Annotated in this window: 15 protein-coding genes and 3 pseudogenes; 11 read left to right on the top strand and 7 right to left on the bottom strand. The window is 39.4% G+C overall.

Annotation, left to right across the window (positions count from 1 at the left end; genetic code table 11):
• Window positions 1–215: 215 nt before the first annotated feature.
• From PLEUR7319_RS0128970 to PLEUR7319_RS0128960, 3 genes are all read left to right on the top strand, one after another.
• Window positions 216–1,841 carry a cyclic peptide export ABC transporter gene (locus tag PLEUR7319_RS0128970; RefSeq protein WP_019508728.1) on the top strand — a complete coding sequence of 542 codons (1,626 nt, stop codon included), beginning with the start codon at window positions 216–218 and terminating at the stop codon, window positions 1,839–1,841.
• Between the two features lie 10 nt (window positions 1,842–1,851).
• Window positions 1,852–2,601: a polysaccharide deacetylase family protein gene (locus tag PLEUR7319_RS0128965; RefSeq protein ID WP_019508727.1), complete on the top strand. Its 750-nt coding sequence runs from the start codon at window positions 1,852–1,854 to the stop codon at window positions 2,599–2,601.
• Between the two features lie 121 nt (window positions 2,602–2,722).
• Complete coding sequence (locus PLEUR7319_RS0128960) at window positions 2,723–4,345, top strand: IS1634 family transposase (RefSeq protein WP_019505039.1); 1,623 nt, start codon at window positions 2,723–2,725, stop codon at window positions 4,343–4,345.
• A 76-nt stretch (window positions 4,346–4,421) separates the two neighbouring features.
• On the opposite strand, the gene PLEUR7319_RS0128955 is transcribed toward PLEUR7319_RS0128960, so the two are convergent.
• Window positions 4,422–5,030, bottom strand: coding sequence for an HAD family hydrolase (locus PLEUR7319_RS0128955; RefSeq protein ID WP_019508726.1), 609 nt, complete (start codon window positions 5,028–5,030; stop codon window positions 4,422–4,424).
• A 696-nt stretch (window positions 5,031–5,726) separates the two neighbouring features.
• Here PLEUR7319_RS0128955 and PLEUR7319_RS0128950 point away from each other — a divergent pair.
• The 4 genes and pseudogenes from PLEUR7319_RS0128950 to PLEUR7319_RS40320 form a co-directional block, all read left to right on the top strand.
• Window positions 5,727–5,993 (top strand): annotated as a pseudogene (locus PLEUR7319_RS0128950) (Uma2 family endonuclease); the annotation flags it as partial.
• 71 nt (window positions 5,994–6,064) lie between these two features.
• Window positions 6,065–6,688, top strand: coding sequence for an SH3 domain-containing protein (locus PLEUR7319_RS0128945; protein WP_019508724.1), 624 nt, complete (start codon window positions 6,065–6,067; stop codon window positions 6,686–6,688).
• 128 nt (window positions 6,689–6,816) lie between these two features.
• Window positions 6,817–7,446 (top strand): annotated as a pseudogene (locus tag PLEUR7319_RS37085) (DUF389 domain-containing protein); the annotation flags it as partial.
• Between the two features lie 768 nt (window positions 7,447–8,214).
• Window positions 8,215–9,293 (top strand): annotated as a pseudogene (locus PLEUR7319_RS40320) (IS630 family transposase).
• 76 nt (window positions 9,294–9,369) lie between these two features.
• Here PLEUR7319_RS40320 and PLEUR7319_RS0128920 read toward each other — a convergent pair.
• The 6 genes from PLEUR7319_RS0128920 to PLEUR7319_RS0128885 all read right to left on the bottom strand — a co-directional run bounded on the left by PLEUR7319_RS0128920 (window position 9,370) and on the right by PLEUR7319_RS0128885 (window position 17,887).
• Complete coding sequence (locus PLEUR7319_RS0128920) at window positions 9,370–10,701, bottom strand: IS701 family transposase (protein WP_019505945.1); 1,332 nt, start codon at window positions 10,699–10,701, stop codon at window positions 9,370–9,372.
• A gap of 433 nt (window positions 10,702–11,134) precedes the next feature.
• Window positions 11,135–13,075 (bottom strand): DUF1254 domain-containing protein, encoded by a 1,941-nt coding sequence (locus PLEUR7319_RS42940; RefSeq protein ID WP_237743633.1) that lies wholly within the window; start codon window positions 13,073–13,075, stop codon window positions 11,135–11,137.
• Window positions 13,076–13,179: 104 nt separating this feature from the next.
• Window positions 13,180–13,755, bottom strand: a complete 576-nt coding sequence (locus PLEUR7319_RS0128905; protein WP_019508720.1) for a GrpB family protein — start codon at window positions 13,753–13,755, stop codon at window positions 13,180–13,182.
• 385 nt (window positions 13,756–14,140) lie between these two features.
• Entirely contained in the window at window positions 14,141–14,776 is a 636-nt protein-coding gene (locus PLEUR7319_RS0128900; protein WP_019508719.1) for a carbonic anhydrase, read from the bottom strand.
• A 737-nt stretch (window positions 14,777–15,513) separates the two neighbouring features.
• On the bottom strand, window positions 15,514–16,872 hold the full coding sequence (locus PLEUR7319_RS37065) for a DNA cytosine methyltransferase (RefSeq protein WP_051044480.1): 1,359 nt from the start codon (window positions 16,870–16,872) through the stop codon (window positions 15,514–15,516).
• Window positions 16,865–17,887 carry a hypothetical protein gene (locus PLEUR7319_RS0128885; protein ID WP_019508717.1) on the bottom strand — a complete coding sequence of 341 codons (1,023 nt, stop codon included), beginning with the start codon at window positions 17,885–17,887 and terminating at the stop codon, window positions 16,865–16,867. Before PLEUR7319_RS0128885 ends, PLEUR7319_RS37065 begins: the two co-directional genes overlap by 8 nt.
• A 362-nt stretch (window positions 17,888–18,249) precedes the next feature.
• Between PLEUR7319_RS0128885 and PLEUR7319_RS0128880 the strand changes: the two genes are divergently transcribed.
• From PLEUR7319_RS0128880 to PLEUR7319_RS0128865, 4 genes are all read left to right on the top strand, one after another.
• Entirely contained in the window at window positions 18,250–19,023 is a 774-nt protein-coding gene (locus PLEUR7319_RS0128880; RefSeq protein ID WP_019508716.1) for a cyclopropane-fatty-acyl-phospholipid synthase family protein, read from the top strand.
• A 122-nt stretch (window positions 19,024–19,145) separates the two neighbouring features.
• Window positions 19,146–19,934: a globin domain-containing protein gene (locus PLEUR7319_RS0128875; RefSeq protein WP_019508715.1), complete on the top strand. Its 789-nt coding sequence runs from the start codon at window positions 19,146–19,148 to the stop codon at window positions 19,932–19,934.
• Window positions 19,935–20,052: 118 nt separating this feature from the next.
• Window positions 20,053–21,702 (top strand): hydroxylamine reductase, encoded by a 1,650-nt coding sequence (hcp, locus tag PLEUR7319_RS0128870; RefSeq protein WP_019508714.1) that lies wholly within the window; start codon window positions 20,053–20,055, stop codon window positions 21,700–21,702.
• 273 nt (window positions 21,703–21,975) lie between these two features.
• Window positions 21,976–23,040 (top strand): glycosyltransferase family 4 protein, encoded by a 1,065-nt coding sequence (locus PLEUR7319_RS0128865; RefSeq protein ID WP_019508713.1) that lies wholly within the window; start codon window positions 21,976–21,978, stop codon window positions 23,038–23,040.
• The last annotated feature ends 22 nt before the right edge of the window (window positions 23,041–23,062 follow it).

Here is a 23,062-nt window from a genome sequence, read left to right as displayed (position 1 = left end):
TTACTAGAGTCTTAAGTCCCAATTTAGTGATTAGAAAATAGTTCTAAAGTCCTATCTATCCAACCATACTTTAGTCACACCTATTTTAGGTCTTCCGCCTCATGTGTTCGTTGATAGTAAATTCATAAGATTTTGCATTAGATCCCACTGTTTTGGTCACTTTCTCATAACGTCAGCATCAGCTTAAAAAAAGACAAGAAGACCATCGCTAGATTATGAAAATTATCTATCTCTTGCTCCAAAATTCTGGCAAAAATTTGTTCATCGCAGCCATATCGAGCTTTATAAGTGGTGCTAGTAGTGCTGGGGTTATCGCTGTGATTAATTATGCGATCGCCAATCTCTCTAATTTACCTATTTGGCTACCATGGTTGTTTATTGGTCTGTGTTTGATTTTATGGATTTTCCGCTTTATTAGTTGGGTTTTGATAACTCGTTTAGCTCAAGAGATTATCTACAATTTGCGTTTGGACATGACTCAACGTATTTTGAATTGCCCTCTACAACATTTAGAAACTGTTGGTGCGCCTAAACTATTAGCGACGTTGACAGGAGATATCAATGCGATCGCGACAGCTTCGATTCAGCTATCAGTAGCGATTGTCAATCTTGCTGTATTGTTGGGGGTTTTTGCTTATTTATGTTGGTTATCTCCCCTACTATTTTTAGTAGTATTGACTAGTGTTATTACTGGTTTTTTGATTTACCAGTTTCTACAAAAGCAAGGCATCAAAGATTTTGAAAAAGGTCGTCAAATTCAAGATGTTTTATTTGGACATTTTCGCTCGCTTACAGAAGGTACCAAAGAACTAAAATTACATCGTCCTCGAAGAAATACCTTTATTGAAGAGGAATTAAAACTGACTGCTAAACAAGCAAAATATTATTGGGTTAAGGGAATTACTGCTTTTGCATTTGCCGGTTCTTTAGGGACTATTCTATTTTTTATACCCATTGGCTTAATTTTGTTTGTCTTTCCCAAGTTAATGATAATTTCTCTAGGAGTTATATCTAGTTACGCTTTAGCTGTTTTATACATGATTAATCCCATCAGCGAAATTGTTACTTCTTTACCTCAGATAGCTCAAGCAAATGTCTCTTTAAATAAAATTGAATCTTTAGGTTTATCTTTAGCCAAACCAGTTAGAGAGCCTGAATTTCCCACAGAAGCCAAATTTGATTCTAATTGGCAAAGCTTAGAGTTAGTTGATATTAATCATGCATATCGTGGAGATCGAGAAGAACATCAATTTACTCTAGATAGTATTAATCTTAAGTTTCAACCAGGAGAAATTATCTTTATTGTTGGGGGCAATGGCAGCGGTAAATCAACTTTAGTTAAATTAATTACGGGTTTGTATATCCCCGATCGCGGCACTATTGTATTTAATAATCTCCCCGTTACAGACGAAAATCGCGAATGGTATCGTCAACAGTTTTCCGTAGTATTTTATGACTTTTATCTATTTGATCGCTTGATAGGAATAGATACTAGTCATCAAACAAAAATTGACAAATATCTGAATCAACTAGAAATAGACCATAAGGTAACAATCAAGGATAATATTTTGTCTACCACTAATTTATCTCAGGGACAGCGTAAACGTCTGGCATTATTGACTGCGTATCTAGAGGATCGCCCAATTTATGTCTTTGATGAATGGGCATCCGATCAAGACCCTGTATTTAAACAAGTATTTTATGAAAAGTTACTCCCAGAATTGAAAAATAGGGGTAAAACTGTCATTGCTGTCAGTCATGATGACCGTTATTTTGCTCAATGCGATCGCCTGATTAAATTAGATTATGGTCGTATAGTTAGGCAAGATAGTAATCACTAATAACTAAAGAATGTTGTTAAGACGTCAACTGCGACTTTTTGTAATTTTTACTATCGTTATTTTTTTACTGGCGATCGCAATATTACTTAATCCCTCACCGAGAATAATTTCCAGTTTATCTACCTATATCTGTCCAGCAGCCAGATATTTCTACAGAGTAGATCGACCCGTAATCGCGTTAACCATTGATGACAGTCCAGATAATAACGGATTAGTTCCTAATACAACATCAGCGATTTTAGATACTTTAGCTCAGTATCAAATTAAAGCAACTTTTTTTATTATTACCAGCAAGGCAAAAAATAATCCTCAATTAATTAATCAGATTGTCAAACAAGGACATGAATTAGGTAATCATCTAACAGTCGATGAATCTAGTATTAAATTAGGCAACCAATTTGAAGCCGAATTTGTGAAAGCAGATCGATTTTTAGCTAAATTTGCTGCTATTAATTGGTTTCGTCCCGGTCATGGATGGTGTAATTCGAGTATGACTCAAATAGTTCATAAATATAATTATGAGATTGCCTTGGGGTCAGTATGGTCTTACGATACAGCAATTACTTCTGATAGATTTTCTAGCTGGTATATTCAGCGAAATATTCGCCCGGGCTCAATAATTATTCTTCATGATAGCGACGATAAAAGTGATATTAGAGGTATAAATACTGTAAAGACATTAAATAAAATTATTCCTCAATTGCAACAACGAGGCTATCATTTTGTCACCCTTTCAGAATTGGAAAAAATGATTATCTAGTATGGTGATAGATGTTTTATGGGATCAAAATTGATTAGTTTTGCACTCTACATTAGCGGGGATTTCGCAGGTTGAGGAATAAAGATAGGGTATTAAAATGAAGAGTTAAAATAACCTCTGAATGGATATCCAAGTTAAAAACTTAGACCACCTAGGTATAGTAGCAGGAATCGTTGACCAAATAGGATTAGTTGAAGAAATAGATAAGCAAATAGAGCAACATCCCCAACAAATCATCAGCACAGGACAAGTGGTGAAAGCTATGATTCTCAATGGATTAGGGTTTGTCAGTGCACCGCTGTACTTATTTAGTGAGTTTTTCGTTGGCAAAGCAACGGAACATCTTTTAGGAGAGGGGATTAAACCAGAACATCTGAATGATGACCGAATTGGAAGAGCTTTGGATAGCTTGTCGAATCAAGGATTAACGACCTTATTCACTAGCATTGCGATGTTAGCCCATCAAAGATTTAACCTTTTGACCAAGAGTCTACATCTAGATTCGAGTAGCTTTAGTTTGGAGGGAAGCTATGAAATAGAAACCGCAGATGAATCAACCGAATCAACCGAATCAATCGAATCCGTCAAGATAACTTACGGCTACTCCAAAGATCATCGACCAGATTTAAAACAATTCATGATGGATGTTATCTGTACAGGAGATGGAGATGTCCCCCTGTTTGTGAGGATAGGAAATGGAAACGAATCCGACCGTGCTGTTTTTGCTCAATTGATCGAGCAATTTAAACAGGAATGGAATCTGGATAGTATCTACGTTGCTGACAGTGCGCTTTACAGTTCAGCAAATATTCAACAACTGGGAGAGTTAAACTGGATTACCCTTGTCCCTCGAAGTATAAAAACCGCCAAAATCTTAGCTGAATCAATCGAAGGCGAGGTGTTGGTTGAGAGCAAAATTCCAGGTTATCGTATTGCATCATGTTGTTGCGATTATGGAGGAGTTCATCAACGTTGGCTAATTATTGAAAGTGAAAAGCGTCTTAATAGCGATCTCAAGCAACTCGAAAAGCGACTAACAAAACAACTTAAAATAGCGACAAGTGAACTTAAGTCACTGATGAGACAAGATTTTGCCTGTGCTGCCGATGCCAAAAAAGCGGCGGAAAAACTTAGCCGCAACTGGAAATATCATTCCTTAGAATTAATCGACATTGAGACTGATGCTCACTACACAAAGGCAGGACGACCTAGGAAAAATCAGTCTCCTGAACATTTTACCTATCGTATCAAGGCTCAAGTTGTTCCTGTAGATGAGGTAATTGAGATTGCCAGAAGACAAGCAGGAAGGTTTGTTCTCGCTACTAATGTTCTCGATGAGAAGATTCTGACTAATGATGAGATTTTAACTGAATATAAAGGTCAGCAAAGTTCGGAAAGGGGTTTCCGATTCTTGAAAGATCCTCTGTTTTTTACTTCGAGTGTCTTTTTGAATACTCCTCGGCGAGTGGCAGCCCTGGCAATGGTTATGGGTTTGTGTTTGCTAGTTTATACTCTCGGTCAACGTCAATTAAGACAAGTCTTAGCTCATTCCGAGCAGACTATTCCCAACCAACTCAAGAAACCCACCTCTACTCCTACACTAAGATGGGTATTTCAGTGTTTTCAGGCGGTTCATCTTGTTCATTTGAATCATCAAATACAAGTTTCTAATCTTACTGACACCCGACTGAAGATCTTACGGTTTTTTGGAAACCCTTGCCAAAAATATTATTTAATCTGCTGACTGACCTGCGAAATGTCCGCTACATTAGCTGCAAAATGCGCACGTAGCAGACATTTCATCCGACTGCATGCGCTTGTTAGGCATCAATTGCACCTACTTCAAATAGTGTTCGATGAACCTGTCTAATTCCACCTACATGAACACCATGAATTCCGAGTCTTTTAGATGCCTTGATATTATTCTGGTTATCATCCATAAATAATATGTTATTTGGCTCAACATTCATCTCGCTAATAACATGCTCAAATATTTCTAAATCTGGTTTCGCCATTTTCAATCTGTGAGATGCGAATATATGTTCAAAATAACTGCTAATCCCAAATTCACTTGTAATTCTAGGCCAGTGAAGCTCATTGGTATTTGATAAAACGGCGAGCCTGAATTTATTTTCTACACTCTTCAATATTTCATGTGAGCCAGTAAATGGACCGATAGGCCAATCAGTAAAGTGTTGTATTATTTCCTCGGAAGAGGCTTCGATGTTTAGGTCTATTCTTAATGTTTCCGCAAATGTCTGTGCATTAATTAATCCTTTCTCAAAAGATTTTGCTATCTCGGAGGCAAACCAATTTGAAAGATTAAACTGGCTATCACCAGGCAACCATTCCATGGGAATTGGAGTATTGCCTAATTCGACTAGCACTCCACCTAGGTCGAATAAAATTACTTCAATAGTTGGGTTCATATTTCAACTTGATGCCTAACTATTTATTATGCGGAAACTTTCTGGATATCTACCCTACCCAGCATGATATCAAGAAACTTTCAGTATATTCATTGATGATATCGAGAAACTTTCTGAATATCATGCCAAATAATTATAAGATTAAGAATTTTTCGGGATATCATTTCGTGGAAAAGCCGCCCAAAAACTAGACCTCTTGCAAAAATAATTCGTGGTACAATAGGGGATTGTCCAAAAATTATGACAACTCTTGGTAGCAAATCTTTTCCAAGTCAATTTTGAAAGAATTTAGCGATCGCCAACAAAGACATTGCTGAAAAAACTATAGTCCTTCATTATATCATAAAAGACTTTTGCAAGAGGTCTACTGCTTGAAGAAGTTAGTGATGTTGTTCGTCTGAAGCATTATTCTTAAGCTGTGTATATTTACCAAATAGGACAATAGCGATCCGTAGGCTACGGGTCGCGTCGGAATCACCTTCAATTAGCTTGAATTCTTTAAACTCAATTCCTAGTTTTAGAGGTTTTTACGTATAAATTGCGATTGCGTAGCGCCTCAGCTTCGCCGAGATAGCAAAGTGCCTTATTTTACGCGATCGCTATTGTTAACCGTGTGAGCGTGAAATCCATATCTTCGGCGTAGCAAGGTATGGACGGAGCTTATAAATGCCGCGGCGGCTACGATATTGGGATTGTACTTTTAACATAGAACCAGACTGGATAATTGAAATTTTATCTCCCAATCAAAGTCAAACTAAAGTAACAAAAAATATTCTTCATTGTTTAGATAATGGTACGAAATTAGGATGGCTAATCGATCTTAGCGAACAGTCTGTATTTGTTTATTTTCCTAAGCAACAACTAGCATTATTTGAAGCCGCAACAGATGTTTTACCTGTACCTGATTTTGCTCAAGCTTTTCAGTTAACTTTAGGGGAATTATTTGCTTGGTTATTGGAGTAGTATAAAGTTTTGGCTAGTAGTAGTAATTCAGTGATATGAAGTAAATAATACTAACTAACTAGTTAGAAGCAATGGCAGTTGTGAATTTAGGTATCATTCGTTTTTTGGGATTAACCAGCAGTTTATTCCTAGCAATGGTTCTGAGTGTATTGGCTCAGTCGAAATCCGGTTGGCAAGACTGGCAACCTGTTCCTTCGTCTCGAGAGTCTCTTCCCTTTCATGCTGGGTTCTCTAATACGGAGTTGGGTAGTCATCTAGATTATAAGGATCTTTGTGAGCAAAGAGCGAATGCATTAGATGTCTCCCCTACCTATTGGTACCGCCTAAGTGACCTTTTCTGGGAAATTGGTACAGGCGAAGTAGAGTTCGGCTGCCAGGTAGAGGGGCAGTTTGTGGTGACCCAGACCAGTAGAGCTATACAGGTTGGTCTAGATGATCGGGTTTGTCTTCAGGTTCAGAGCGACTTTGGTAATGGATTGCGTGTGCGGCAAGAACCCAAGATATCTTCGCGACAGGTGGGTACACTGCGCAATGGCGAAGAGGTTTTTTATATGCCCCCACCGGCACTAATCATTACAGAATCCAGGGGTCGACAATGGATAAATGTACAACAAGGTGAGTTAGATGCCTGGGTTTCTCTATCGACTGGAGAAGGAGAATATGTGAATTTTCAACTGTGCCTACCTGATGTTTGAGTCCTGGACACGGAGAATCAACTTTTATTTTGGGAGCTTTTATCTGTACAATCTTGTTACTGCTTATTTAAGAATCAATCTTTAAATATAGCATAGATTGTATATCAATACAAAAGCAAAGGTTATTAATGAGTCTTCGCAGCTATTTCCAAGATTTGAGCATTAGAAAACCCGATCAAAAAGAAAGAAAAAAAATACACTCGGATCTTTTAGAAGATTCAAAACTCGATATTTCTTATCTAGCGTTAACGGTAGGTGCTTGTGCCATCGCTACTTTAGGACTTCTTTCTAATAGTACGGCTGTAATTATTGGTGCAATGATTGTCGCTCCTTTGATGCTGCCGATCAGATCCCTCGCCTTTGCAGCCCTAGCAGGTAACAGTGTTTTGTATCGCAAATCGGGCATAGCAATTATCGCAGGAACGCTAATTTCAATTGCTCTGGCTTGTTTACTGGGTTGGCTGGGTTTGATAGTAGCAGCTCCCGAATTTGGTAGCGAAATAACATCGCGATCGCAACCTACTCTAATCGATTTGGGAATTGCGCTGGCAGCAGGGGCAATCGCTGGCTTTGCCAAAGTAGAGCCAAAAATTACTTCTAGTTTAGCTGGTACGGCGATCTCTGTAGCTCTCATGCCACCACTTTGTGTCATTGGCTTAGGTCTATCACAAACAGACTGGAAACTCAGTATAGGTGCAACACTGTTATATGTAACCAATCTACTGGGCATTACCCTCTCTTGTATGCTCATCTATCTTCGTGTGAGAGAGTACACCTACTAAATTTAAAGGATGGGAATTTAGTGGGTGGTGAATCGAACTTAAATACGAAGGGGATGGGTTTACATATTTGACATGAAATCTTCATCTAACAAGGGTTGTAGCCGTTGTATAATACCTTTGTACGCGACACGAGTTTAAATTACTGGACTGCGTACAGAACCTAGTAAATTGAATAGTTAAAGTATGTGGTTCTAGCAACTAATTGACTTTTGTTGAAGTCAACAGGTCGATTACACATGCTGGGGAGACCCCAGCGTGTCTCGACCTCAAATCCTCTTGCTAGGTAAAACTTTAAGAGTTCCAATTTAAAATATATTTTGTCCCAGGGCATGGGATGGGCTGGATCAGAAACCAGTTTCTAAGTTGCCTGTGGTGGCGGTCTGACGGGGTGAAACATGAGTCATTTTAGGGTGATGCTTGAGTGCGTAGTTAGTTAAGAGCCGAACTGAAATAAGCAGGAAACTCAAGTCGTGAGTCTTGAGAATCTCATTCTAAATCTTTGATTTAGGATGAGAGTGTGTCAATTAATTACAGGCTGTGCCTCACTGCGTTTTGGTCGAAAAGCTTTGATACGGACAGCAATTTTTACTGCCATATTGATTATTCCTTTGGGCATTAGCTTTGTTAGATTAACGCAACAACAAAGACTCGAACTTTTAATCCGAGATGCATTAGTAAGCTCTAATATGAAGTCCGCTTAATTAGTTCTAAAATTAATTGAAGCTATCAATATGACATAAATCAATGCCCAGCTCCCTCAAATTAAAATCTCATCTGAGTTTAGAAGAACTAAAACAACGTTATCGAAACAGTTGTGACTCAGTAGAACGTTCTCATTATCAAATCATATGGCTTTTAGCTAGTGGCAAGACTGTAGCAGAAGTAAGTAGTATTACCAACTATAGTACAAAATGGATTTATAAGTTAGCTAGTCGCTATAACCATTTAGGAGAGGAAGGGTTAGGCGATCGCCGACATCAAAATCAGGGGAATAAACCTTTGCTAGATGATGTGCAGTTAGCTCATTTGTGGCAAAGATTACAAACCCCACCAGTAGATGGAGGTTTATGGAATAGTCGTAAAGTGGCAGACTGGATGTCGGAGCTTTTAGAACGTCCCGTGAGTAAACAAAGGGGATGGGAATATCTTAGAGGGTACGAACTCAGACTCAAACAACCGAGACCAGCTCATACTGAATCAGACCCTTTTGAGCAAGAAAAATGGAAAAAAAACTTCAAAACAGATATCAAAAACTATGCCGAGATAATCCCCAGGCCATAGTAGAACTATGGACTATGGATGAACACCGTTTGGGATTAAAACTAATTCCAAGACGAATTTGGGCAGAAATTGGCGAAAATCTGACAGCAGATGTTAATTGGAAGTATCAATGGCTCTGGTTGTATGGTTTTGTAGCTCCCCAGTCAGGAGAAACTTACTTTTGGATTCTTCCCTATGTCAACAAAGAGTTGTTTTTACAAGTTTTAGAAGATTTTGCGCGAGAGTTTAATCTTGGTGAAAGTAAACAGATTCTGTTAGTTTTGGATGGGGCTGGCTGGCACGTCAGCAAAGAAATTACTCAAAATTTACCATTAGGTTTACATCTGGAATTTCTCCCTCCTTATTCCCCTGAATTACAGCCAGCCGAAAGACTGTGGCCGATAGTAGATGAGCCTCTGGCTAATCGTAGCTTTACTAATTTGGAGCAATTAGAAGAAATCTTGTACACCAGATGTCAAGTCATTTTGCAACAACCAGAATTGGTCAAAGGAATTACTAATTTCTCTTGGTGGCCACAGTCTAGTTTAGCAACAGCCGTTTAATTAGAACTAATCAAACGGACTTCATATAACCCTCTTCTGTCAGACTCCGAGATTTAAGAGTAGGAAATAAGAAGATTTATCCAGAAAGAGGCAGTGTTGTTAATTGATTGATGCTATCAATTAAGTTATGTAATCCTAGCAATAAAGAAGAATTAGGAAATATCTCTAGCCAAGGAAAAATTAACCACAAAAGAAGGCTTGGTTGAATCAGAAGACGAAAATTATTCAAAACATTCTTCCATCCAGTTTGATAATTCCATTGTGGATGAGTAGTAAAACTAGCTGAGATTTCTGTTTGATGATTTTGACTATCAGATGTATTCAAAGATAAGAAAACTTGGGTATTTAAACTAATCATCAAATAGGTACTCATGACAATTTCCCACCATCTATTAATTTCAGCAAAATTAGTAAATCGATAATCAGTCCAACCAAGTTCTTGTTTGCATTGTCGAAAAGCATATTCCACCCATGTTCTTAATCCATATAAGTTACCAAGAGTCTTTTTCATCTTACTTTTAGTGTCTTGAATATTGGTCATAACAAAAGAAGTAGAATTCTCTGGCATGGTTTCTGTATCAGTGGTTAATTGCCAATAAGTTATGTGATGTCTTTTACCATAAATGATTTCGCGAATATATCTATTTTCAGATTTTTGATTGCTAAAAGTTCTGGTAAATTTACACCATTTATTAGCTCTTACTCTTTGATTGTTAGGCATCCAGACTCCGTGATTACTTCTAATGGAGACAATCCACGGTAATTTGTATTTATTCAAAGTTGAGAGAAAATTACTGGCTTCGCCATATAGACTATCTGCCAATACTAATTCGATATTGAATCCAAATTCTACTAATTCTGTAATAATTATTGATGCTAGTTCAATCTTCGTTTTATACTTATCTTCTGGTTTTAGTGTTCCTTTTGGCTTGAATATTTTAAATATTAAGGGAAAAGTAACATTTTCATAGACTCCATAAGCGTTTACTGAGACAATACCGCTATCTATTTTACCTACACTTCCTAAATACTGTTTGGCAACATAATCAGTTTTTTTTCCTTTCTTTCTATCTCCTGTTTCATCAATTATCACTGTAATTTTTTTCTCTTTTAAAGCTTTAATCGTCAATTCCAATCTTTTCTGCTTTAAATCTTCTACTGACCAAGGCGAGTTAGCTATAAAATGATGTAACGATTGGGGTGATGATATTCCCACTACCTTTGCTATTTCTGGCAATGACTTCCTTTTAATTGGTGAGATAATACCTTGATGTAAATATTTGAAACATTCGTAACTTCTAACTTCAGGAAATAGGTCATGATAAGCAAAGCAATATTGGTCAATGATTGATATTGTCGGGCGAGCATCTCGTTTCAAATGTTTGAGAATCTGTAGCTCCACATCCATTGCTCTGGTTACCTTTTACTTGTCTTCTGATTGATTTAATTATAATTCTTTTTTCGGAGTCTGACAGAAGAGGGATAATACCTTCGAGCGTATAGAAATAGTTAACAGTAAGATCGACTGGCTAACTGCTCCTCCAGAGGCCCGCTTTGATGTTTTCCTGACGGGTACTTTAACCCCAAAGCAAGTGGGGCTTTTAGAAGATTTTGTTACTAAACAATCAGGTAAGCGCGTCACCTTGATTTTTAACATTGGCCGAACTAAACAAATTAGGAGTTCTGTTCTATCCGACGATTGATGAGTCGGATGAACTATAAAAATAACCCGATTTTTCTTTTTTCTTTTTTAAAAGCGCGACTTTAGTAAATCCTTTAGTTATACCCCATGCATATATAGCGAAGGTTAGTCGATTTCAATGGGTTTGAGCAGTTCCCAATCAAGGATTGAGTTTCTCAACCTTGACAGACCGATCAATCTCGTTGATGTAAGCCAGAATTTCGTTCAAGCTATTGGGCATATACAATCGAATCAGCATATTCCAACCCGGCACGATGTTGATGTTGTTTTCAGCGTTAGGGCTGTTGAATCGGAAGGTATAGGACCCATCTTCGTTCGGCTTAGCCTGTCGGTTGTTAAGCGCGAATGGCTCTGTTGCGATCCACCCGTCCTTGTCATAGGCGGTCACAGAAAAGAAGCCGCCCTGTTCAAAATTGAGAGGAGGAACGGGCAGTGTTAGAGATGCTGCTTCGCCAGATGAAGAGAGATCAGGAGATGGCTGAATCGTGACCGAGTAACTCGCGTGCTCTGCTGGCAGCCCACCCCAGCCTGCCGCACTAGCGATCAGAAATTTTTCAGGATCTACTTCGTTCTTGGTTCCGAACATCGGCCATGGCTTGATGATTTCTTCCTTTCGAGCTTCCAGTTCCGCGCGGATCTTGTCGAGGCTCTCGCGGTCGAATCCTTTCGAAATGTAAGGTTTGGCTGACTTAGCAAAAATTCTGATGTTATCCTGATGCTCATGGGCTTCCTTCATGCCTGCCTCGTCCAGACTTCTGACGCCAGTGCGAATGTTGAGGAACACATGGTCTCCGAGTTCGACCATATCGGAGCTGATAGTGACTTCGTCTCCCGGATAGACGACTGCGATGGTGTAGTGGTGCTCGTCAATTACCTGAATCACAGAATACACGTCCCAGGCTGGATTCACGAGGGTTGCCCCTTCCGAGATATCAACTACCGCGTGACTGTAAAGGACATCCTGGTTCTCACGGATCACAAACTGATTGTCTTTGCTAGACATCTTGCGTGAGTGCCGGATCGTATTAACAGGGTGGTTCTTTACATGGTCGGAAAAGTATTTGTCGGTCTCCGCGACAATGAAGTTTTCCTTAGTCACGGTCGTCAAAGTGCCAGACACTTCTGTATTTACCACCTCGACTTCGGGAAGCTTGTATTCTTGTGAAAGTACAGTTTTCCCAGGACGATAAACGCGCATCAGGAAATTCCAGCCCTCGGTGATGTCCACTCGATTTGCCTGTTCGCCGCAGCATTCCTTGGAGCCAAAGTAGGCGGTGAATGTTCCATCGTCATTAAAAACGACATTTTGGTCATTAATGGTGTTGTTGTCCGACTTGATGAAGCCATCCTTACCGTAAACTGAGATCGACCAGAAGGCATCGTTTTCAGGGACCTGGTAAGTGGCCTTGTAGCATTGGTTGGGGTTGGCAGAACCAGTATAGTTAATGTAGACCGCGTCTTCTTCAGGGAACAGTCCCCACGCGCCGGCTGCGGCGAGGTGGCGCGTCTTCTCATCAACCTCGCCACGAGCTCCCATCCAATCCGGGTCGTATTGATCGAATTTCTGAAACTCTTTTTCATACTCAGCACGGAGTGTCAGCATCGATTCTTTATCCCACTTGGGTTCTGGAAAAAGCTCAGAGCTAGATGCCTGAATCGTGATGCTCTTCTGCAGGCGATTGACGAGAGCAATATCCTCCTCGTCTGAAGGATCCATCAGCCGAATTCGTTGGACTAACCCTACATAGCGGGTATCGTCAGGAATTTTGTGGGTCCCAGGCTCATAAAATACAGCGGCAGCGTAATGGTCGTTGTCGATGACGTAAACTGAGAAATAGCGATCGTCAGGAAACTCTGGAATCGTAACGGTTGCGCCACCCTTAATGTCGACTACCGCTCCAGCGTACAGAGTGTCGCGATTCATTCGGATCACATCTTGCTGATCGAGTGGCGTGGGTTCGGTGATGTAATAAAACTGATTGATTTTGTCTCCGGCATTTTCCTGAAAGCGAGCGAATGCAAAGTCTGTCTCCGCGCGGATGTAGGTTTCCGGAGTCACTTTTTCTGCTCTATTTTGCATGATGTCAAGAAACTTTTGGTACATAAAGTATGATACCAGGTAACTTTCGGCATATTGTTCAGTGGGAAAACCGCTGCAAAAACTGCTTGAATATGTTTGGAATATTATTCACCTAAAACATTATTTTGCTCTAGAAGAGCTCGCTCCATTATTTTCCGAACAACTGCTGACTTAGAGTCCGCGTAATCCTGTAGGTATTTCCAGGTTTGTTGAGATAGCTTACGTTTAGTTGTTTCATATAATTTCAGATCTTCAGGATGGTTTCTTAAGCGATCGCGAAAGGCTATCATGCGCTCAATTTCTTCACAGCCTGAGGTAAACACGTGTAGATTTGCTTGAGTGGCTTGTAGCTTTAAGACCCGGTGCTGGTACCAATCGGGTTCTCGAATCTTCAGTACATACCCTATAGTTTCTAGCTGAGGTACGTAACCAGACTCATCAGATGAATCTGCAACTGCCAAGACCATATCAATAATTGGTTTTGCTGACAGTCCAGGTACAGACGTTGAACCTACATGTTCGAGCAGAAGTACCTTATCTTCTAAAGCATGACGAATTTCCTGCTCTAATTCAGCAAATACCGATGGCCAAGCTGGATCGGAATCTGCAAGATGAATCGTATTATTCAACACATCAGGAGCACCAACCGTGACTGACATGATTTCTGCTTCACTTTTCATATGCCTTACTTTTTTGCTTTTGTTACTTTTCTAAGAGTTAAGCAAACTTTACTTTTAAACATTAGCTAAATCGGAGACTAAACTGTTTTAATTTGAGTAATTTTCTCGAATGCGATCCTTAGGCTATGCCATAAGTAATCGCTTTTTTTCTCTCAAATTCTTCTGAACTCAATTTCTCAATTTAGAGTGTTAGAGGTTTTGGGTGATTACGATCGCGTAGTATCTGGTTTGGCAAGATCGCTAATTAAAGGAAGGTGAATACAACCTTTGTAGATTACCTTGTATTACAAGCATTTCTTAAGCAGGATAGATGACAAAGATTATTAGATGTTAGCAAAGATAGAAAACAATTGAGTTATGCCGCATTTTGTCGGCGAGTATGTGGTCAATCGATAAAATTGACTTTGCCGGTGTGCATATCGTAGACCCCACCGACAATCTTGATTTTGCCAGTTGTTACCCTGCGGCGCAAGTCGGGAACGTGGGAAAGACGGCGAACGGCAAGTTCAACGTTACGCTTTACTGCGTGAGCGATCTGTTTTTGGCGAGACAGGTTTTTGGGGATTCCGACAATTGCGGGTTCAATTCGGTATAGCAAAGAAACCACTTCTGCTGGTTCACCTTCGTCGTTTGAAAGATGGTCCAGCGTAGCCGTGACAGCGCCGCAATTTGAATGACCCATCACAATGACTAGCTGCGTGTCGAGATGATCAATCGCGTATTCGACGCTTGCGGTCACGTCAACGTCAACAACGTTTCCAGCGACACGGACGATGAATAGATCACCGAATCCCTGATCGAAGATCAGTTCGGGCGGGACCCGGGAGTCGCTACAACCGAGGACGACCGCGAACGGATGTTGTCCTTTCTCTAATGCTTGTCGCCAATCGGTTTTCGCATGTGGGTGGCGCGGTCGGTCCGCAACGAATCTGGCATTTCCGGCTTGGAGTTGTTTCAGCGCCTCTATAGCATCAATAGCATTTTTTTTCTGCGCGTTGGAAGTGTTAACAGGAAGGGTCATAGACGATGCGAGATATAAAAATAGGATCGCAATGCTTGTTCTTCTCAAGATCCTGGGCAGGGCTCAGCGGCATATCGGTGGCGAGATGAGTGGAAGAAGTCCGTTCCATTGAGATAGTCCGATATCGAGAAACTTTCTGGATATCATGCCAAATAAGTATAATATCCAGAATTTTTTGGGATATCATTCCGGGGAAAAACCGCCTAAAAAACTGCTTGAACAAGTTAGTGATGTTATTCGTCTTAAGCATTATTCCTATAAAATTGAAAAAAGCTACGTTAAATTGGATTAAACGTTACATCATATTTCATAATAAGCGGCATCCTCAAGAAATGGGAGGAAAAGAAATTGAATAATTTTTAACTCATTTAGCCGTAAAAGAAAATGTAGCTGCATCTACTTAAAATCAAGCTTTAATTTGTATAATGAAGTTCTCAAGCAAAAGTTAAGATTTACAGATTGACGCAGTAAGAACCAAAATGCGATCGCTTTTTTAGCTTAGATTCTTATTAACTCGATTCGGAGTTTTAGAGGTTTGGGCTAATTGCGATCACGCAGCCCCTCGACTTCGCCGAGATCGCAAAGTGTACCATTGTACACAACACCTGAGTATCTGGCTTGGCAAGATCGCTAATCAAAACAAGGTGAATAGAACTTTTATAGATTGTCTTATATTACAAGAACTTCCTAAGCAGGATAGATGACAGAGATTGTTAGATTTAGCAAAGCCAGAAAATTTAACGCATTGCATCAGCGGCAGGAAGAAGCTGTATACCGAATAACGAGCGGTAAGCTTTTGACTGTCCGCTGGTTGCTTTTGTTAGCTGCTGTGCGTAATTGTGCTCGATGAAATTGCTCAAAACTGCTTTGACAACAGGAACTGATACCCCATTCCCCATTTGTTTATAAACAGCATTATCATTATCTAGTAATTTATACGTATCTGGATACCCCTGTAATCTTGCGCATTCTCTTGGAGTTATGCGTCTTGGGATATTATTTTGTACAACACCTAATCTATTTGCATCTGATGCAGTAAGTGTGATTGATATTCCATCAGGATCAAGAAATTTAAAAACCTCAAAAGACATATTGCCGCAAACAGGGTTGTATTTATTGTCATAACAGCTTAAATATCCTTTATTTATCAATGATTTTGTTACTTTAGAGAAATCATTTTCATGGTAAAAGGTTAATATTTGTTCCTTTGTCAAACTTTTTCCATCTTGATGCGTTCCAAATATCTTTTTTCTTCGATTTGAGATAAGTAAATTCATGAATTCCACTTCTTGTGGAGTACAGTCACCTTTTACACCAAGCTCCCATGAGTGTAAAGATTTGCCACCTCTATAATCTATCAATCTATAGCCATGTAAATTCGTAAAATCATTTCCAACTACTTTTCTTAATTTTTCAACAAAATCAAGAGAACAATTATACTTTTGATCTGGATCTGATTCTAGAATATCTCTTACGGTAACAGCTTTTTCTTGTTCTTCGCCGAATAAAGATATTTGTATATATTTCGATTTTTTTTTGAATTTATGAGTGTCAGCAGCCCCAAGGTCGCTGTTAAGTGTTAATTTAACAGGTTGATTCAGAACGCCGACAATATAAATTCTGACTCTATTTTGCGGCACATCAAAATTACTTGAGTTAAGAAGCAAATAGCTAACTGAATAACCAATACTCTCAAGGCTGTCTTTTATCGTTTTAAATGTTCGACCTTTATCATGCGTAACTAACCCCCTTACATTTTCTAGCAGAAAATAGTTTGGTTTTTTTTGTTTTAATATTCTTTCTACATCAAAAAATAATGTTCCTCTTGTATCGCCAAATCCCTTACGCTTACCTGCATAAGAAAATGCTTGGCAAGGAAAACCAGCTAACAAGAAATTAAAATCTGGAAATTCATTAACTTTAGTAATATCAGAATAGGGATTAACTCCAAAATTTAACTCATAAGACAGACATGCATTTTTATCAATTTCAGAGCTATATACACATTCTGTTTCAATACCAAAATCACTACAAGCCTGTTCTAGAGCCAAACGTATGCCACCTGTACCAGCAAATAAGTCAATAAATTTAATCAAGCTCTTCACCTATCCATTTTGATAATACTGAAAACTCGCTATCTGTGTAAGCCACAGTGCAATCACTATTTCTACAGATTGTTGATACTGCTGACCTTCTTTGAAAATTACCGGCTCCATCTAAGATATACGCGATTTTGTATCCATTTGAGTGCATTAACTTCATTCGATCTGCTGCTTGTCCAGATTTACGCTCAATTGTGCTATTCGTTGTTACTTGAAAACTAATTTCGATACCGATTTTTTTATTTCCTTTTTCTACAACCACATCAAAAGGCATCCCACCATCTTTGTTGTACCCATCTAGTTCTATATATCCATTGCTTGAGACAGTATAATCTTGTCCAAGAGAGAGTGAAAGAAAATTAACAACTTCTTTTTGTGCTAACTGCCCTAATGAATTGGCTGTTGCTCCACCAGTTATTCTGCTCACATTTATGTAGCGTTCTTTTACATACTTTTCTAGTATTTCAGCTTTTCCAAGTAATGTTCCAATTTCACATGCTGCCAGACCCGCTTCTTCACTAACTGTTGATGTTGAGCCAAACATTAACAATACAATCATATCCTTGTATACATCTGAAAGCTCTTTTTTCTCTATTAGTCCATCGCCGTCAATAAATAGCTTTTTGTTTCCTAGCCCACGAACAGGAAGTGACTTAAAGATATACTGGTAATTTTTTGAGTTCCAAATAAAATCAATAACATACTCATCATTTTTGGACTGAAAAACTGATTCAAACGACCTGCCTAAACGCTGAATAGGCTCACCTCCATAATCTGCTAATACACATAGATGTTTTAAGAACAAATTTGCTGGAAATCTCGAAGCAGAAATTACATCAAATACTTGAAAAGGTGAGTTTTTTGACAACGAAATGATTTTAAGGAAATCATCCTGTGTCTTTAATAATTTTGGGATAACACTGATTGCGGCATTCATTTCATTAAGGTGTTCAGGCCACCATAAAACAGCATTATTCTCTAAATCGTCAATATCTCGATTATATTGCATCAAAAATCCTAATAATTTTCTTTTTTAGCTTATTGTGCCTAATTATCACCTTATGGGTAGCTAACTATTAATTCAAATGTATAAGTCCAGTCTAATTTCATCATACAAAGCATTATCCGATAGTCATGAGGGATAACACCATGATTTTAGGAATTACTCATGTCTTGAATCTCGGTGCTAGAGGAGTCAGAAGCCCTCTCGATTCAAAAAAAACAATTACATTTCATGAATTTTGAGAGGGGATCGCACTTTTTACATCCAACAAAAAAAACACACAAAACTTTACCTCTAAACATGAGCTACCTCAAAGACGAGACTCGAACTTAATGTCAGAGTAAGAGTATCGACTTTGGATATGACTCATGACAGCCACTCTCAATTTTGCTACTGCCCCTGGTCATCAAGTACTAGCAGCGGCAGGAAAGAAGATATTGCGCCCTGGAGGAAAAGCTGCCACAGAACAACTGTTTACTTGGGCTGATTTCCAACCAGGAGATACTGTATTAGAATTGGCAGCTAGCTTTGGGGAAAGCGCGATCGCATTAGCCAAAAGATTTAACGTCCGCGTGGTGGGAGTTGAGAAAAACCCAGATAGCGTAGCCAAAGCTCAGGAAAAGATTAAGGCGGCTGGTTTACAAGATCGGGTGACAATTATTGAGGGAGATATCTTTCAGTTAGATAAGATTACAGACAAGTTTGATTATGTCTTGGCTGAAGCCATCCTAACTATGCAATCTGATGTAGGTAAATCCAAGATATTGTCGGCAATTAAATACCATCTTCAGCCTGGGGGTAAGTTTCTTTCCCATGAAATGCTTGTTCGCAGTAATGAGTGGGAAGTACGTAAAAGTCTATCTCAAACAATTCGGGTTAATGCTAATCCTTTAACACTCGAAGAATGGGAATCAGCTTGTAGAGAGGCGGGTTTAAATGTGCAGCAATGGAAAGCAGATGAGATGGGATTGCTTAATTTAGGTCAGATGGTGCGGGATGAAGGTTTGTTAGGAACTGTCAAAATTGTCTGGAATATTTTATTTAATTCCAATTTGCGTCAAAGAGTCTTACAAATGCGTCGCACTTTTCAAGAGCAGCGCGATCGTATCGGCTACATCGTTTTTTGGGCAAAAGTTACGTAGGGGCACAAGCCTTACGCCCGTCCTTAATTAGAGACACTAAATTTTACGTCTTTGAATTGTTCATTGGTAGGGAAAAACCGCCGTTCACCCTACAGATTAAATAAATACGAGTCTGTAAAGTTATGAATACCTCAGTTGCATCATCTAACAATTCATTTACTGCTACTTTGCAGGATTTAATTGAATATCCGACCAGTGGCATTCTCAGTAAAGTTTTACTCAAAGATAATAACAGCCAATATAGTTTGTTTTGTTTGGCAGCAGGGACAGAAATCGACGAACACACTTCTACCCGTAACGCTGTCGTAACTGTGGTGGAAGGTACAGGAAATCTCAATTTAGAAGGGCAAGATATTGCTCTCTCTCCAGGGGTATTTGTGTTTATGCCCGCAAATGCACCTCACGCAGTACAAGCCCAGCAAAATCTAGCATTTGTTCTCGCTTTATCAGAACATTCTCCAGAAAAAAAGAAAATCAACCAAAAAACTATTAATATCATCAAATTTACCGCTCCTATTCTTAGAAAACACGGTAAAACAATTACTACTCGGATGTACGAAATTATGTTTCACAAATATCCAGAAGTGAAAGCACAATTTGATATGTCTGCCCAAGCTAATGGTTCTCAACCAGCTAAACTTGCTACTGCCGTCTATAGCTATGCGATTCATATTGACGATCTCGAAGCATTAAAAGCAATGGTAGAAAAAATTGCCCATCGTCACGTAAAAACCAACGTTTTACCAGAACAATATCCCATAGTGGGGGAATGTTTATTGCAAGCAATCAAAGAAGTTTTAGGTGATGACGCAACAGAAGAAGTTATGACCGCTTGGGCTGAAGCCTACAAAGTATTAGCTGATGTGTTTATTAATCGAGAACAACAAATATATCAAACTGTTAATAGCTAATAGCTAATGGTGAAGCACTTGCGTTGGGCGGGTTCCCCGACTTGAGCAAAGTGCTGAACCCGAAGGGCTAATGGCTAATTGTTACCTTCCTTGACTTTTAACTTCGGAGAAATAAATTATGTTTTGCGAACAATGTGAACAAACTGCTAGCGGAAATGGCTGTCATCAATGGGGTGCTTGCGGTAAAAGTCCTCAAGTAAATGCGGTACAAGATTTATTAGTCTATTGTTTGCGAGGAATTGCCCCTGTGGTGCTTCAGGCGAAAGAATTGGCGATCAACACTAGAGAGGTTGATCGCTTTACCTGCGAATCTTTGTTTGCAACTATGACTAATGTCAACTTTGATCAGAAAAGATTTACTAAATATATTAAACAAGCGATCGCCCTCAGAGAAGATTTAAAAGCTCAAATTCAGCAAGTAGTGGACACGCCTATTACTTGGTCGGCAATATCGAGCTATGAACCAGATTACAATGAAAGCCTGGTCGAGCAGGGACAAAATTTTAATTTAGAATTAATCGGTCAGTCGGGAGCCAATGTAGATATCTTTTCTCTTAAACTGACTGCTCTCTATGGTGTTAAGGGGGCGGCTTCCTATACTTTCCATGCCTATGAATTAGGTCAGGAAGACGAGACTGTATATCAATTTGTTCAGCAGGTATTAGCTACTATCGACAGTCAGGATTTGAGTCTAGAAGAATGGGTGAACTTGGCTCTGGAGATCGGCAAAATCAACCTAAGAGCCATGGAATTAATCGATGCTGGGCATACTGGCACTTATGGTCATCCCGTACCTACTGCCGTTCCTTTGAATCATACACCAGGTAAGGCGATTTTAGTTTCGGGACATGATATTAAGCAGTTAGAAGCGATCCTCAAGCAGACTGTAGATAAAGAGATTACCGTATATACTCATGGAGAATTATTACCCGCTCATGGTTATCCCAAACTTAAAGCAAAATATCCTCATTTCTACGGACATTTTGGTACTGCTTGGCAAAACCAAACTAAGGACTTTGCTAAATTTCCTGGCGCAGTTGTAATTACTACTAACTGCCTCATGCCCCCTCACGAACATTATGAAGATAAACTATTTACTTTAGGACCTGTGGGGTATGCTGGTTTGAATTATCTCCCTACAAAAGCAGATGACAGTATAGACTTTACCCCTGTAATTAAAAAAGCGCAAGAATTACCAGGATTTAGTGAAGAATCAGAATATCGCCAGGTTACTACAGGTTTTGCTCGCAATGCTGTTTTAGGAGTCGCCGATAGAGTGATTGATGCTGTCAAACAAGGTAAAATACGCCACTTCTTCTTAGTGGGTGGCTGTGATGGGGCAAAACCAGACCGTAATTACTATGCTGAATTCGTCGATAAAGTACCTGATGATTGTGTAGTGTTGACCCTTGCCTGCGGTAAATTCCGTTTCTTTGACAAAGAAATGGGTGATATCGAAGGTATACCTCGCCTGCTAGATGTAGGACAGTGTAACGATGCTTATTCCGCAATACAAATTGCAGTCGCTTTGGCTAATGCTTTTAAGGTAGGAGTTAACGAAATTCCCTTATCAATGATTCTTTCTTGGTACGAACAAAAAGCTGTTGCTGTATTACTAACTTTACTTTATCTAGGAATTAAAGACATTCGTCTGGGACCGACAATTCCCGCTTTTCTCTCAGCTAATGTCTTGCAGCTTTTATCAGAGAAATACAACTTGCAACCCATTACTACTCCTGATGCCGATTTAGCAGCTTGTTTGGGCTAAAACATTGATTAGCTTTTGGTCATAGGCTAATTCAAATCTAAGATAATATATATAAATAACAGCGATCGCTTAGAAAAGTTTATTGAGCGATCGCTTTTTTTCTATTTCTCTCTCCCAGGAACCAGGCTGATGATCGGGCGCTTTCACACCATTGTCGCTTCGGTCTTGATGCTAAAATACCTCTCTTAGGGGATCAGGACTGCCTACCCAGTTTCTCATTTTCTTTTTCGGGCGCGTAGCGTCCTTCAGGTGCTAAAAACTTCGGTAAACTCAATGCTTAAAATTCTTTTTTTATCTACTTCCGTTGGCTCTTTAGGATCTGGACAAGGAGGTGGAGTTGAATTAACTATTCAAAATCTAGCCCAAGAATTTCGTCGCCGAGGACATCAGCTAGAAGTAGTCGCCCCTGAAGGTTCTTGGTTAAACAATATACCCGTGACAACCATTACCGGTAATTTGCAAGTACCAGTACAAACTCAGAGCCGCGAGGTGCCGATTTGTTTACCTGATAACTCGGTGTTGGCAAATATGTGGGACTATGCCCGCAGAGTGCAGCACAAATATGATTTGCTCGTAAATTTTGCCTTTGATTGGCTACCTTTTTATTTAACTCCCTTTATTGAGACGACGATTGCCCACTTTATTAGTATGGGATCGATGACAGTAGCCAGCGATCGCATTATGCAGCAGATCATCCAACAATATCCTGGTACTTTTGGTGTTTACACTCAATCTCAGGCTGATACTTTTCCTTTTGCCGCTGATTGCGAGATCTTAAGTAGCGCAATTGATTTATCTCTCTACCAGTTTAACAATACCCCTGAAGCCAGTTTGGCTTGGCTGGGACGCATTGCACCCGAAAAAGCTCTAGAAGATGCCGTAGCAGCAGTTAATATTACCGGGATACCATTGAAGATCTTTGGCAAAATACAAGATCAAGACTATTGGGAGCAAATTTGCCGTGATTTTCCCGATGCACCGATAGACTATCAGGGATTTTTATCTACTGAAAAACTACAGCAGGAACTAGGCAAATGTCGCGCTTTATTGATGACTCCCCGTTGGATTGAAGCTTTTGGGAATGTCGCTATCGAGGCTTTAGCCTGTGGGGTACCAATTATTGCCTATCGACGTGGTGGTCCTTCGGAGATTGTTAAAGATGGTCAAACAGGCTGGCTAGTAGAACCCGATAGTATTTCTGGACTAGTTGAGGCAATTAACCAAATCGATCAGATTGAGCGTCAACTTTGTCGTCAACAAGCAGAAGAGCAATATTCCCTTGAGGCTTTGGGCGATCGCTTTGAAGCTTGGTTTAAGAAATTAGTAATTAATAATTAAAAATTATCATTTAGGTTACTTC

The organism is Pleurocapsa sp. PCC 7319, assembly GCF_000332195.1.
GTDB lineage: Bacteria > Cyanobacteriota > Cyanobacteriia > Cyanobacteriales > Xenococcaceae > Waterburya.
This window is presented reverse-complemented; position numbering and strand designations above follow the sequence as displayed.